At 71.0% G+C, this 15054-nt stretch carries 5 protein-coding genes; all 5 read left to right on the plus strand.

All coding sequences use genetic code 11. The annotated features are described in order from the left end of the window. Window positions 1-148: 148 nt before the first annotated feature. Window positions 149-880 (plus strand): response regulator transcription factor, encoded by a 732-nt coding sequence (locus EIP75_RS00440; protein ID WP_125241251.1) that lies wholly within the window; start codon window positions 149-151, stop codon window positions 878-880. Further along, window positions 877-2562: a FecR domain-containing protein gene (locus tag EIP75_RS00445; RefSeq protein WP_125241252.1), complete on the plus strand. Its 1686-nt coding sequence runs from the start codon at window positions 877-879 to the stop codon at window positions 2560-2562. Before EIP75_RS00440 ends, EIP75_RS00445 begins: the two co-directional genes overlap by 4 nt. Further along, window positions 2563-4386, plus strand: coding sequence for a CHASE2 domain-containing protein (locus EIP75_RS00450; RefSeq protein ID WP_125241253.1), 1824 nt, complete (start codon window positions 2563-2565; stop codon window positions 4384-4386). A 185-nt stretch (window positions 4387-4571) separates the two neighbouring features. Further along, window positions 4572-10670 carry an SdrD B-like domain-containing protein gene (locus EIP75_RS00455; RefSeq protein WP_125241254.1) on the plus strand — a complete coding sequence of 2033 codons (6099 nt, stop codon included), beginning with the start codon at window positions 4572-4574 and terminating at the stop codon, window positions 10668-10670. A gap of 59 nt (window positions 10671-10729) precedes the next feature. Next, a complete protein-coding gene (locus tag EIP75_RS00460) occupies window positions 10730-15007 on the plus strand; it encodes an OmpA family protein (RefSeq protein WP_158622688.1) in 4278 nt (1425 codons plus the stop codon). Window positions 15008-15054: the final 47 nt, after the last annotated feature.

The raw sequence follows: 15054 nt of genomic DNA on the forward strand, positions 1-15054 counted from the left end.
CAAAGTCTACGGAGTCTGGCAGGCTTTGGCGAGGGCGTGGGCCGGGCGTGGCGGCCTCCAGGGAGGGGCTTGTTAACATCGCGGCCATGTGGCGAAACAAGCAGTCGATCAGCGAGGCGGCGACGGGCAGGGTCGGCGGTGGCTTTCCATGCGCATAGCGGTACTGGATGATGACCGGGATCACCTGGACCTGGTCTTGCAGATCATCGAGCGTGCAGGGCACGACGGCGTGGCGTTCTCCGAGGGCGCGGCGTTGGTGCGCCAGCTCCAGCGCGATGTGTTCGACCTGCTGATCGTGGACTGGCAGATGCCGGGGATGTCGGGCGTGGAGGTGGTCCGGTGGGTGCGTGCCCATCTGCAGGATCGCCTGCCCGTTCTCTTCGTGACGCAGCGCGACGAAGAGCGGGATGTGGTCGAGGCACTGGGCTGCGGTGCCGACGATTACATGACCAAGCCGGTGCGCGTGCATGAGCTGAATGCCCGCGTGGCCGCACTGCTGCGCCGCACCTATCCCTCGTCGGCGCTGCCAGCGCTGGTGTTGGGGGGATACCGCCTGGACCTGGTGCGGCGCGAGGTGACCTACCAGGGCGAGGCCATCGACCTCAAGCCCCGCGAGTTCGAGCTGGCGCGCTGCCTGTTCATGCAGCCTGGCCGCCTGCTGTCGCGCGATTACCTGTTGCAGACGGTGTGGGGCCTGGGCGCCCACGTGCCGTCCCGCACGCTGGACACGCACATGTCGTCCCTGCGCGCCAAGCTGGCCTTGCGCAGCGAGCGGGGCATGCGCCTGACGGCGGTGTACGGCCTGGGTTACCGGCTCGAAGAGGCCGTGGCCGACGATCCTCGCGGGCAACCCGGCTCCGAGGAGGCCCGATGCGCATGACCGGCCGCCGACAGGCTTTGGCCGCCGCCCTGGTGCTGGGGTGCCTGTGGCACCCGGTGGCTGCCGAGGACATGGTGACGCACGAGGTCCAGCCGGGCGACACGCTCATCGGCTTGTCTGATCGGCTGCTGGAGAGTCCTTCTCAATGGCCTGTGGTGGCCCGCCTGAACGCGGTGGTCCAGCCCCGGCGGCTCCAGCCTGGCAAGCGCCTTCGCATCCCGGTGTCCCTGCTCAAGGGCCAGGCCCGCCCGGCCACGGTGCTGTATGTGCGGGGGCAGGTGCTCCGTGGACTGGGCCAGGCGCCCGGGCGCCCCGTGGGCATCGGCGACCAGCTCGATGAGGGCGAGGTGCTGAGTGTGGGCCCTGACAGCTATGCCAGCCTGCGCCTGCATGACGGCTCGCAGGTGCACGTGCAGGCCGGTACGCGGGTGGCACTGGACCGCCTGCGCCAGGTGACCGAATCGGGCCGGTCCAGCACCTCGCTGGAGCTGCAGCGCGGGCGGGTGGACACGCAGGTGACGCCCCAGCGTGGCGGCTCCCGTTTCGATGTGCGCACGCCGCTGGCCGTGGCCGGTGTGCGCGGTACACGCTTCGGTGTCACGGTGGATGCCGAGGGTGCGCTGACCTTGTCCGATGTCGTGCAGGGGCAGGTGGCGGTTCAGGCCCTGGGTGGCCGCACGGCGGCTGCGCCGGTGTCTGCAGGGCAGGGCGCCGTGGTCCGGCGGGCGATGGGGGGCGCGGCCGTGCGGCCCCTGCTGCCTGCCGCCGAGGTGTCCGCGCTGCCCGCCTTGGTGCAGCGTCTGCCCTGGACGCTGGCGTGGCCCTCCGTGGCAGGTGCCCGGGCCTACCGCGTGCAGATCGCCGAGGACGAAACCCTCACCCGCGTGCTGCTGAGCCGAGAGGTGGCGCAGCCCTCCGTCGTGGCGCCTGAACTGCCCGAGGGCGAGCATGTGCTCAACATCCGCGCCATCGACCCGGATGGGCTGGTGGGCCGCGAAGCGACCCGGCGCGTGCGCGTGAAGACGCAGCCCGTGCCACCACTGGCCCAGTCGCCCGGCCCTGACGAGGCCGTGCCCACGGGAGCGGTGGCCCTGGCCTGCACCGAGGTGCCTGAAGCCGCGGCCTACCGGTGGGAGTGGCAGAGGGGTGACGGCGCCTGGCCCGAGCCGGGTGCCCCGGCACGCCCCGGCGTGCAGGAGCGGACGGCGGCCGGCCCCTGTGCGTGGACGCTCGATGCCACCGAACCAGGGCGCTACCGCTGGCGCGTGGCCACACAGTGGCGGCGCGCGGATGGTTCGATCGACGAAGGGCCCTTCGGCGACGAGGCGCGCTTTGTGGCCGTGGTGCGGCCCGAGGCCCCCGAGCCGCTCATCGAGGTGGGCGAGCAGGTTCGCGTGCATTGGCAGGGCGCACCGGGCACCCGCTTCGACATCGAGCTGTCGCCCGACCCCACGTTTGCGCGCGACGTGCAGAAGCGCTCGGTGGGCTCGCCGGAGGTGCAATGGCCCATGCCCTCCTGGTGCCGTCCCTACTATCTGCGGCTGAGGGCCGTGTCGCCAGAGGGCATGGCTTCGGCCTTCTCACCGCCCCGGCTGCTGCATGGCGAAGCCGGTGTGTGCAGTGGTGATGGTCAGCCCGTGTCGACCGGACACGGCCTTCGCCTGGGGCACGGGAGGCCCTGATTGCGCTGGCTCACCGTGCCGCTGCTGGGGGTGGCCTTGTTGCTGGGCTGGACGGATGGGCGCGGCCGGCTAGAGAGCGCGGCCATCGACCACCTGGCGGCCTTGCATGGTCGTCCGGCACCTGACGACATCCTGATCGTGGCCATCGACGAGCCCAGCCTGGCCGCGTTGGGCCGATGGCCCTGGCGCCGGACCGTGCATGCCGCCTTGCTGGACCGCCTGGGGCAGTCCGGTGTGCGCGGCGTTGGCCTGGACGTGATCCTGTCGGAGCCCGACACCGAGCACCCCCAGGACGATGCCTTGCTGGCAGAGGCGATGCGCGGCTCGGTGCCCGTGGTGCTGCCCTTGATCATGACCGTCGGTCCGGGCGGCCTGCCTCGGCCGGCCGAGCCTGTGCCGCTGCTGGCCGAGGCCGCGAAGGCCCTGGGGCACATCCATGTCGAACTGGACGCCGACGGCGTGGCGCGCAGCGTGTTCCTCAAGGAGGGCACGCCAGGCCGATGGTGGAGCCACTTCTCGCTGGCGCTGCTGGGCATCGCTGGCCAGGCGCCGCCCGAGGCGTCATTGCCCGGGCAGCGGCGGCCGGGCAATGACGCCTCGGGCGCGGGTTGGCAGCGGGACCACTGGACGCAGATTCCCTATGCCGGGCCGCCGGGCCATTTCCAGCGCGTCTCGTATGTGGACGTGCTGGAGGGCCGCGTGCCGCCGCAGGTGCTGCGCGGCAAGCTGGTGCTGGTGGGCGCGACGGCGGTGGGCCTGGGCGATGCCTACCCCACCCCGATGGCCAGCCACGATGCCTTGATGCCGGGTGTGGAGGTGTCGGCCAACGTGGCCGATGCCTTGCGGCAGGGGCTGTCGCTGCGCCGGGCCGAACCGTGGGAGAACGCGCTGCTCGCGGTGCTGGTGACGGGGTTGCTGCTGGCCGGTGTGCGTCGCCTGTCACCCCGGCAGGGGCTGTGTCTGGTCGCGGCGGCCATGGCCGGCACGGCCGGCCTGGCCTGGCTGGCCTTGCGCCTGGGCGGCGTGCAGGTATCACCCTTGCCCGTGTTCGGTGCGCTGGCGCTGGCCTATGCGCTGTCGAGCTGGCGGCGGCTGGAAGCGGCACGCCACCAGGAGGCCCTGCGGCGCGAGCAGGAAGCGGTATGGCGCTTCATCTCTCATGACATGCGTGCGCCGCAGGCCGCCATCCTGGCGTTGGTGCAGCGCTGGCGGGCCTCGGGCGCTGCGCCCGATGGCGAACTGCTGGGCCGCGTGGAGGCCCACGCCCGGCGCAGCCTGACGCTGGCCGATGACCATGTGCAACTGGCCCGGGCCCGCAGCGGTGGCATGAAGCAGCCGCTGGACCTGCGCGATGTGCTGGCCGATGCCGTGGACCAGCAATGGGCGCTGGCCGAGGCCCGCAGGATCCGCCTGACCTGCGAGCTGCCCGAGGGCGAAGCGCTCGTGCAGGGGGACCGCACCCTGCTGGTCCGAGCCTTGGTCAACCTGCTGGGCAACGCGGTCCGCTTCTCGCCCGATGGCGGCTCCGTGCGCTGCTCGCTGGCACTGCACGCCGGTGCGTGGTGGATGCGGGTGAGTGACGACGGGCCGGGCGTGCCGGCCGAGCTGCGGCCCAGGCTGTTCCAGCCCTTTGCCCAGGCATTGTCCGTGGATGACGAGGCTCGGCGAGCCACGGCGGACCAGGCGGCCACCGGCACGGGCCTGGGCCTGGTGTTCGTTCGGACGGTGGCCGAGCGCCATGGCGGCTGGGCCGATCTCGACGAGGGCCAGCGCTCAGACGCCGGCCCCGGGGCCTCGTTCTTCATCCGCCTGCCACGCGGCTGATCCCCCGCACGCGCCTGCCGGCCCGCAGCCGGGCGGGGCCCCGCTTTGTCAACGATTGTCAACTCGCTGGTGCACCGAGCACGACGTCCCTAGAGTCCGCTCCCGGTGAGGAGGCCGGGTGGACCACACCCATGGAGCGCCATCCCGCCATCGTGATCGACAGCGTTTGACGAAGGTGGCCAGCAATGATCGGCAAGACAGTGCCCGCGGGTGGGCAAGGCGAGGAACGTCCGTGGGCGGAGCAGCTGGTGCGCCGCGTGGCCGGTGCCGCGTTGCGGTGGATCGGCCCGGCCGCCGTGCTGGTGTCGGCACTGGCTTCGTCGCCAGCCTGGTCGGCCCTGATCATCTCGGGCCTGCCTGACACCCCGGACCCGGTGTCCGCCGGTGGCGAGGTGACCTACACGGTGCGTGTGGCCGAATCGGGCGGCGCCCCGGTGTCCAACGCCTCGGTGTCGTTCGCGGTGCCGGGCGGTGGCGTCTACGCCGGGCATGGCACCTTGCCGGCGGGTGTGGCCTGCACCGGCATGGCCTCAGGCCAGAACGGTCCGGGCGTGCTCACCTGCAGCGGCTTGAACCTGAGCGCCAACCAGGTCGCCGAACTGCCGCTGCGCGTGCGGTCGACCGTGCAGGGCAGCCTGACCGTCAGCGCCACGCCCTTGCCGTCGGGCACGCCCCAGTCCCAGACGACCACGGTCAACAACGGCGCGGACCTGCGAGTGGGCATCAGCGGCCCCGCCAGCGCTCCGGCCGGCAGTGCGCAGGCCTGGGTGTTCACCGTCACCAACGATGGGCCCGATGCCTCACCCGCCTCCACGCTGACCTACAACGTGCCGCCCAGCCTGGGCATCCCGTTGCCCCCGGCCGGCTGCTCCCTCGCCGGCAGCCAGCTCACGTGCGCCGTGGGCGCCCTGGGCGTGGGCGCGAACCGCACCGTGACCGTCAATGCCGTGGTCGGCGCCGGCAATGGCTCGACCCTGGCGCACACGGCGGACGTCACCGCGGGCGGTGGCGTGGGCGATGGGGTCTCCGGCAACAACGTGGCCACGCTCAACACGGTGGTGTCCGCTGGCAGCAGCCTGGCCATGGCCAAGACCAAGTCCGTGGCCGATCCGGTGGAGACCGGCCAGGCCTTCGACTTCCTGCTCGATGCGCGCTACAGCGGCGACTACCCCGCAGGCGTGCAGGTCACCGATGCCATGCCGGCCAACTTCTGCAAGAGCGCCCCGGCCAGCTTCAGCAGTGGCGCCTGGGCGTGCACCGCCTCCAGCGTGTGTCCAGCAGCGGGGCCGGCCATCACCTGCACCCGCAGCGGTTCGGGCAGTGCGGGCTACAGCCAATCCCTGGGTGTGATCACCGTGCCGGTGCAGGCCCTGACCGCTGGCGTGGGCGTGAACAACACGGCCCGCGCGAGCGCCCCGGGTGTGGTGAGCGCCGACGGCACCGTGGCGACCACGGTGATCGATCCGCGCTCGGACTTCCGTGCCAACAAGTCCAAGAGCTGGCCGCAAAGCGCCGTGCCGGTGGGGCAGGCATTCAACTACTCGGTCTCGACCACCAACCTGGGGCCCTCGGCCTTCCCGGCCTCGGGCGTGCTCACGCTGACCGACACCGTGCCGGCAGGCCTGCAGGTCAACGGCATCACGCCGGCCTCGGGCTTCGTGTGCGTGTCGTCGGGCGGGGCAGGCTTTCCGCAGGCCGGGCCGGTCACCATCACCTGCACCAGCAGCGGCGTGGCCGTGGCGCTCAATGCCAGCACGGGCAACAACGTGATCAATGCGCAGGCCACGGCAACGGGCAGCACCCTGACCAACAGCATGTGCGTGGGAAGCGCGGGTGGACCGCCGGACGATGTGGCGCCCAACAACTGCGCGTCGGTGGGCATCGAGCCTCAACTGGGCGCCGATCAGGCGGATGTGTCCACGCTCAAGCGCGTGCTGGGCCTGGGCAATGCCCCGGGCAACCGCCAGCAGGCAGGCGAGGCCGTGACGTGGGAGATCGAGATCGTCAACGCCGGCCCGTCCACCGCCACCGACGTGGCTGTGACCGACGTGTTCAACAATGTGTTCAATGCCAGTGGGGCCGATTACAGCGTGAGCACCGTCGCCGGTGGCGCGACCTGGGGCGGCTGCGCTCTGGCGGCGTCCGGCAGCAACGTGTCGCTGAGCGGCTGCACCATCACATCCCTGCCCGTGTGCACGGCCGGAAGCGATTGCCCCCGTGTGCAGGTGAGCGTGCGCCACTTCGGCAACGGCAGCAGCGGTTCCGACGCCTTCCAGGTCAGCAACACCGCCTTCGCGCTGGCCCAGAACCAGGGCGACCCCGTCCTGCTCAACAACAACGCCAACAACAACACGCCGGCCCTGGCCTATTTCGAGGCGCGCACGGACGTGGCGGTGAGCAAGGCCGACAACCCAGACCCGGTGCCGGCGGGGCAACTGCTGACCTACACCATCACGGCGCGCAACGTGGCGGCGACCAGTGCCAGCCGGGCCTTCAACGTCGTCGTGACCGACACCCTGCCGCTGGATGTGGTCTTCTTGTCCGCCACGCCCTCGGGTGGCGGCAACTGCGCCACCACGCCGGCCGCAGGCAGCATCACCACGGGCGGCAACCGCTCGCTGGTGTGCGCCTGGGCTCAGATCGATCGCGGTGCGCAGCAGACCGTCACCGTGCGGGTGCGCCCGCTGGTGGCCACCAGTGTGGCGGGTGGCGGCACGGGCAGCATCTCGAACAGTGTGAGCATCGCGACCGACACGCCCGAAGTGGCGGGTGGCACGGCCAACAACACGGCCAGCCAGCCCACGGCCGTGAGTTCGCCCACCTATGACCTGATCATCAACAAGGTGGACGATGTCGACCCGGTCGATGTGGGCGACGACGTCACCTACACGCTGACCGTGACCAACAACCGGCCCTCCACTGCCGAGAACCTGGTGCTCACGGACAGCCTGCCTGCCGGGGCTGGTGCGCCCACCTTCGTCGAGGTGGTGGCGCCCCTGCCCGCCGGCGTGGCCTGCAACACCGCTGGCGTGTCGCCTGGCGTGGCGGGCGGCAACATCGTCTGCACGATCGCGCAACTGGGCGGCAGTGGCTCGGGCGCCACCGGCGAGGCTTCATCGGTGCAGGTGCGCGTGAAGCTGCGTGGCCAGGCCAAGGGCACGTTCAACAACGTGGCCACGGTGGCCTTCGCCAACGTGGCGCTGGATGCGCTGGATCCGCAAGGCAACAACACCGCGACGGAGCCGAGCACCTTCCGCCTGAAGGCGGACGTGCAGGTGGTGGCCAAGCGCGCGGTGCAGTCCGGCACGGCCACGACCATCACGCAGGTGCCCTACAACGCCAGCTTCGACTGGTTGGTGGAGCTGCGCAACAACGGCCCGCAGGCGGCCGAGCAGGTGGCCGTGGCGGACAACCTGCCTGCCGGCCTGGTGTTGGCGGGCCCGCCATCCCTGGCCGTGACGAGCGGCACCTTTGTGCCGCTGGCGCCCACGTGCACGGGTGTGGCCGGTGGCTCCAGCGTCGGCTGCGCCATCGACAGCATGCCTGCCAACGGCACAGCCACGCTGCGCGTGCCGGTGCGTTTCAGCGGCACACCGGCCGATGGCACGGTGGTGAGCAACACGGCCAGCATCGTGACCACAGGCTCGGGCGACACCAATGGCGGCCCTGATCCGGCGGCAGGCAACAACTTCAACAGCGGCAGCGTCACCGTGCAGACGGCCTTGCTGGCCGGCCTCGTGTACGTGGACACCAATGGCAATGGCGCGCCTGACACAGGCGAGCGCGGCATCGAAGGCGTGCTGCTCACCTTGACCGGCAGCGCGCAGGACGGCAGCACGGTCAGCCGAACGGCCACCACGGGCGCCGACGGGCGCTACTTCTTCCCCGGCCTGCCGCCCTCCAACGCCACGGGCTACACCATCACGCAAAGCCACCCTGCAGCCTATGTCGATGGACAGGACAAGGCTGGTCAGGTCAATGGCACGCCCACGGGGACGGCGGGCAACGATGTCATCACGGGCATCGTCTATGCCAACGGCACCGGCACCAACGGCGATGGATTCGACTTCGGCGAGGTGGGCGCCAGCGTGGCCGGCCAGGTCTTCAACGATGCGAACACCAATGGCTCGCGCGAGCCGGGCGACCTGCCACTGGCTGGCGTGAGCCTCACGCTCACCGGCACCGATGCCAGTGGCCGTGCCGTGAGCCGCACCACCCAGACCACGCCCGACGGCCACTACCGCTTCAGCGACCTGCCGGCGGCCGATGCCAGCGGCTACCTGATCACTGAAACCCAGCCGGCCGGCTATGACCAGGGTGGCCAGACGCCGGGCTCCATCGGCGGCACCAGCCCTGTGGCCAACCAGCTGCGCGTGCCCTTGACGACCCCTGGCACGCAGGCCACCGGCTACGATTTCTTCGAGCGCACGCAGTCGCCATCCTCGCTGTCAGGCCGCATCTGGCGTGACCGCGACCACGACCGTGCCCGGTCGGGCGACGAGTCGCTGGTGGGCGGCTGGACGGTCGAGCTGCTGGGCTGCCCCGGTGGCACGCCTGGCTGCGCCTTGGATGAGCTGACGGTGCTGGCCGCCACCACCAGCGCTGCCGATGGCAGCTACCGCTTCGACCAGCTGGTGCCGGGCGACTACCAGGTGCGCTTCCGCTCACCCGCCGGACAGACGGTAGGCGGAGCCTGGCCCACGGACCCGGTGCAGAACGCGACCGGCGGCCCCCACCCGACCGTGCCTGGCATGGCGACGCGCGCGCTCGTGCCGGTGAGCGTGGGGGCGGGCGTGGCCATCGTCAACCAGGACCTGCCGCTGGATCCCAGTGGTGTGGTCTACGACAGCCTGAGCGCGCAGCCCGTGCCCGGCGCCACGGTGACGCTGACCGGCCCCGCCGGCTTCGATGCGGCGCAGCACCTGCTGGCCGGCGGCGCTGCCGTCACCACGGGCGCAGACGGCTTCTACCAGTTCTACCTGCTGCCCGGCGCCCCGGCAGGGGCCTACCGCCTGACGGTGACGCCGCCCGCCGGGTATGGCCTGTCGCTGACCCATCCCGCCGCAACCGGCCCGCTGGACATGCAGACCTGCACCGCGCCTGCTGGCACGGTCGACCCCGTGGCCGGCGACCCCTGCCTGGTGAGCGCTGCCTCACAGCCCACGGCGGGCAGCCTGCCGCCGTATTTCATGGACTTCAGCTTCCCGGGCTCGGCGGCGCAGAACGTGGTCAACAACCACATCCCGCTGGACCCTTCAGGGGGCAACAACGCCATCGAATTGCGCAAGACCACGTCCAAACTGACGGTTCGCAAGGGCGACCTGGTGCCCTACGTGATCACCGCGGTCAACACCCGCGCGCTGGCGCTGTCGGGCATCGACCTGGTCGACACCCTGCCACCTGGCTTCAAGTATGTGCAGGGCTCGCTGACCGTGCAGGCCTTGCCCTCGGGCCCGGTGCTCAAGGCAACGCCGACCGTGCAGGGCCGCCGCCTGACCGTGCCGGGCCAGGCCTTCGCGCCCAACCAGACCTTGCGCCTGGCGATGGTGCTGGGCGTGGGCACTGGCGTGGGCGAAGGAGACTACGTCAACGTGGTGCAGGCCGAGCAGGGGCAGGGTGGTGAGCGCCTGTCCAACGTGGCCGCGGCCACCGTGCGCGTGGTGCCCGATGCCTTGTTCGATTGCACGGACGTGATCGGCAAGGCCTACGACGACCGCAACGCCAACGGTTACCAGGACGAGGGCGAGCCCGGCCTGCCCAACGTGCGACTGGCCACGGTCAACGGGCTGCTGGTCAGCACCGATGCGCAAGGGCGTTACCACATCGCCTGCGCGATGGTGCCCAAGGAGGGCACGGGCAGCAACTTCGTGCTCAAGCTGGACGAGCGCACCTTGCCCTCGGGCTACCGCGTGACCACGGACAACCCGGCCAGCGAACGCATGACGCGCGGCAAGCTGGTGAAGGTGAACTTCGGGGCGACGGTGCACCGGGTGGTGCGCCTGGCCCTGCGCGGCGCGGCGTTCCAGCCTGGACAGGCCGCGCTGCAGGCGGGTTTCGATGCGCAGCTCGGCGAGGCCCTGCGCGAGCTGGCCGAGCGCCCATCGATCCTGAGGCTGGCCTACCAGCGCGCGGTCGATGAGGAACCAGGCCTGGCCGAGCGGCGCGTGGCGGCGCTCAAGGCCGAGGTGCTGCGCCGCTGGCGCGCACTGGGGCATGACCGCGGACAGGCCCTGTTCAACCTGGACATCGAGGTGGAGCTGAACGCGGCTCCGGCGGCCCCATGAGTGCCTTCGCCGACCACCTCCCGTCATCCCCGATCCAGACAACCCGTCCGAGCATCAGCATGAAGCCCATCCGTCCTTCCCGCACCCTGATCGCCCACGCGGTGGTGCTGGCCTGCCTGTCGGCCGGCGGTGCCCTGGCCCAGGACGCACCATCGCGCGCCGTGGGAGCCGATGCCATCGACTGTGCCCGCAGCGACCGTGGGCGCATGCACGGCCACTGCACCGAAGATGCGCGTGCGGTGGAGATCACGGGCGCACAGCGCCTGCCCGAAACGGGCGAGCGCGAGCTGCCCAGGTTGACCGTGCTGCTCGGTGACGAACGGGCCGTGCCGGGCGACCGGGCGCCCTTCACCGCTGCGCCCCAAGGCGCAGCCAGCACGGGCGCTCGCGAGCACCAAGACCGCCATGTGCCGCGCTTCGATTCCGGCGAGGACCTGCTCAAGCCGCAGGACCGTGCACGGCTGGACGCCATCGTGGCGCAGGTGAAGGGGCAGGCCGGCCTTCGCTTCGAGGTGGTGGGCCACACCGATGTGCAGCGCATCAGCCCCGCCCTGCGCCAGCGCTTTCCCGACAACCAGGCCCTGGGCCTGGCCCGCGCGCGCCAGGTGGCCGGCTACCTGGGTGAGCGCTTGGGCCTGGGGGCTTCGGCCTTCGAGGTCCGATCGAAGGGCCCGGCAGAGCCACTGGCCGCACCCGCCGATGACCGTGCCAACTGGCCCGCCAACCGCCGCGTGGAAGTGCGTGTGTATTGGCGTGACCCGGCCAGCGCCGTGGTGACGCCGCAGGCCCCGCCTGCCCTCGACCCCGGCGTGTGCGATGCCTTGAGTCCCCTGGCCATGGACGATGGCCAGCCCTGGCGCCTCACCGTGGACGGGCGATTGCCCGCTGGCGCCATGGCCACGGCCGGCGCCCTCGGCGCCGTGGCCGCCACCAGCGCAGACCGCCAGCGTTGCACCGATGTGCGGCTCGAGCATCACCAGCTCCGCCTGCAGTACGACAGCCTGTCCCAGCCACGCCGGCTCAACGGTGCGGCCTGGCCCACCACCGTGTCACCCGGGCAGACCGTGCGCTTCGCCGCGGACAGCAACTACCGCCTGTTCTTCCAGCGTGCCGAACTGCGCCTGTTCACGGCCAACGAGGCCCTGCAGCCGCAGCTGCTGGCGGTGGTGCCGCTGGATGGTGACCTGCGTGCGCAATGGACCGTGCCCCAGGACATCGCCGACAGCCTGGCGCAGCCATCACGCCTGTACTGGCGCATCCGCGTGACCGATGCGCAAGGGCGTTTCGATGAGACCGCCGACTTCACCTTGACGCTGGCCGAGCCTTCGCCGCGCCCCGACGCGGTGCCTGCCCCCGATGCCGAGCAGGCGCTGCGCCGTGCACTGGGGGAATCACGGCTGTCGATCGTCAACATCCCGCTGCAAGGCGGCACGGTGACCGCCAGCGGACAGGGCATCGCGGCCACGCAGCGCGTGAGGGCGCTGGGCCTGGCCGTGCCGGTGGATGCCCAAGGCCGCTTCGTCGTGCAGCAGTTGGTGCCACGCCAGGTGCACACGGGCGAGATCGCCGTGATCGAGCCCGATGGCCGTGCTCAGGTCTACCGCCGCGATTTCGAGATCCCGCGCCGCGACGGCTTCTTCATCGGACAGGCCGACCTGACCGTGGGCCGCAACCAGGTCAGCGGACCGGCCGCCCTGCTCACGCAGGACAGGAACCGCTACAACGGCGACACCTGGACGGAAGGCCGCATCGCCTTCTACGGCAAGGGGCAGCTCACCGACCGCTGGACCATCACCGGCAGCCTGGACACGCAGGAGCAGCCGCTGGAGGACCTGCTGCGCCGCCTGGACCGCAAGGACCCGACCTCGCTGCTGCGCCGCATCGACCCGGTGGATTCGTGGGCCACCTTCGGTGACGACTCCACCGCGATCGAGGACGCGCCCACGCAGGGCAGCCTGTACCTGCGCATCGACGATGGGCGCTCGCACCTGCTGTGGGGCGATTACAAGCTCACGCTCGATGGCACCGCGCTGGCGCAGGTCAGCCGTGGCCTGTACGGGCTGCACGGCCGCTACGTGGGCGACGACAGCACCTCCTTTGGCGATGCCCGGCTGCGGCTGGACGTGTTCGCCGCACAGCCGGGCACCTTGGCCGCACGTGAAGACTTCCGGGGCACGGGCGGCTCGCTCTACTACCTGCGCCACCAGGACATCACGCGGGGCGCCGAAAAGGTGTTCGTGGAGGTGCGCGACCGCGACTCCAGCCTCGTGATCTCGCGCCGCCAGCTCGTGCCCTCGTCCGACTACGAGGTCGATGCGCTGCAGGGCCGCGTGCTGCTCAGCGCACCGCTGCCCGGCACCTCCGATGACAGCAGCATCGTGCGCACCGGCGGTTTGGCCGGCCACCCTGTGTACCTGGTGGTCGATTACGAATACACGCCGCTGGCGGGCGATTTCGACAGCCTGGCCACGGGTGGCCGCGTGGCCTGGTGGGCCACGGACAGCCTGCGGCTGGGCCTGACCACCTCGCAACAGCAGCAGACCGGCGGCGACCAGCACCTCACCGGTGTCGACGTGACGCTGCGCCGCAGCGAGAACACCTACCTCAAGGCCGAGGCCGCGCGCAGCAGCGGTCCGGGTACGGGGCAGCTGGAATCGCTCGATGGCGGCTTCAACTTCACGCGCAACAACCCGCTGCCCGACCAGGGCCAGGTGGATGCCGGCGCCTGGCGCATCGAAGGCCAGCTCGACCTCAAGGAGGCCGGGCTGGCCGACCGAGGGCGCCTGGCCGCCTATGCGCAGCAGCGTGATGCCGGCTACTCGGCCCCCGGGCAACTGGCCGCGCGTGAATCGCGCCAGGCCGGCGTGAGCGCCACGACGCCACTGGGCGAGCGCGCCGAGTTGCGCCTGAAGGCCGACCAGCGCGACGAAGACGGTGGTGTGGACACCCAGGCCGCCGAGGCGCAGATCGCCTTCAAGCTCGCTCCCCGCTGGTCGCTCACGGTGGGCGCGCGCCAGGATGACAAGCAGACCGATGCCTTGATCAGCAACCCGCTGGCGCCCGTGCTCAGCAACGTCGAAGGCGAACGCACGGACCTGAGTGCGCAGCTGGATTTCGACAGCCAGGCTGGTTGGGGCAGCTACGTGTTCCTGCAGGACACGGTGAGCCGCAGCGGCACGCGCCAGGACAACGACCGCGTGGGCCTGGGCGCCCGCTGGCGCGCCACCGACAAGCTGGGCCTGCGCGCGGAGGTGTCGGGCGGCGATGGCGGTGCGGCCGGCAAGGCCGGCGTCGACTACCAGTACGACGACCGCTCCAGCGTGTACATGACCTATGCGCTGGACACCGGCCGCACCGACGAGAACAACCTCGGGCGCGGGGGCACGCTGGTGTCGGGCCTGAAGTCGCGCTTGTCCGATGGCCTGAACGTCTACACCGAGCAGCGCCACTCCACCGGGCTGCAGGCCGGTCTCACACACGCCTACGGCGTGCAGTACGCGCCCGACACGCGCTGGACCTGGGGTGCCTCGTTCGAGAATGGCCGCATCGAATCGGAAACCGTGCAGGCCTTGCGCCGCGAGGCCGTGGCCTTCACCGCCGGTTATGCCGATGCGGACGTGCGCTACAGCGGTGGCGCCGAGTACCGCTGGGACCGCTCGGCCACCGAGTCGCGCCGCAGCTGGCTGCTCAAGAACGCGCTGAGCGTGAAGGACGGCACCGATGGCCGCTGGGTGGGCAAGCTCAACGTGGCCGACAGCGACAGCAGCGCCGGGGGCTGGTATGCCGCGCGCTACACCGAGGCCATGGTGGGCTACGCCCTGCGCCCCGTGCTGGACGACAAGCTCAACGTGCTGTTCAAGGCCACCTGGCTGCATGACCTGTCCTCGCCTGGCCAGGTGGTGGCCACCGACGTGACGCAGGTGGCCGTGGTCACCGAAGGCATCGACTACCAGCAGCGCAGCCGCGTGCTGGCCGTGGACGCCACCTACGACCTCACGCCGCGCTGGACGGTGGGCGGCAAGCTGGCCTGGCGCACCGGCGAGCTGCGCGCGGCCCGCAACGACAGCGCCCCCTGGTTCAGCAGCACCGCGACGCTGGCCGTGGCGCGCGTGGACTGGAAGGTGGTCCGCCACTGGGACTGGCTGCTGGAGCTGCGCAGCCTGGAGGCCCGCGAGCTGGAGGACCGCAAGACCGGCTTCCTGACGGCCGCCTACTACCACGTCAACGAGAACCTCAAGGTGGGCCTGGGCCACAACTTCACGGACTTCTCGGACAACCTCACCGACCTCAGCTACCGCAGCCGCGGCTGGTTCCTCAACATGCTGGGCAAGTTCTGACAGGCCCGGTCTTCTCTTTCCTTTTTTTGATCGACAGGAGCAACTTC

The sequence above is a fragment of the Aquabacterium soli genome, assembly GCF_003933735.1.
Lineage (GTDB): Bacteria > Pseudomonadota > Gammaproteobacteria > Burkholderiales > Burkholderiaceae_C > Aquabacterium > Aquabacterium soli.

Excerpts from the sequence above, each read along its gene's own strand:
- EIP75_RS00445 (WP_125241252.1), top strand. The coding sequence starts at position 877 with ATGACCGGCCGCCGACAGGCTTTGGCCGCCGCCCTGGTGCTGGGGTGC.
- EIP75_RS00460 (WP_158622688.1), top strand. The coding sequence starts at position 10,730 with ATGAAGCCCATCCGTCCTTCCCGCACCCTGATCGCCCACGCGGTGGTG.
- EIP75_RS00455 (WP_125241254.1), top strand. The coding sequence starts at position 4,572 with ATGATCGGCAAGACAGTGCCCGCGGGTGGGCAAGGCGAGGAACGTCCG.
- EIP75_RS00440 (WP_125241251.1), top strand. The coding sequence starts at position 149 with ATGCGCATAGCGGTACTGGATGATGACCGGGATCACCTGGACCTGGTC.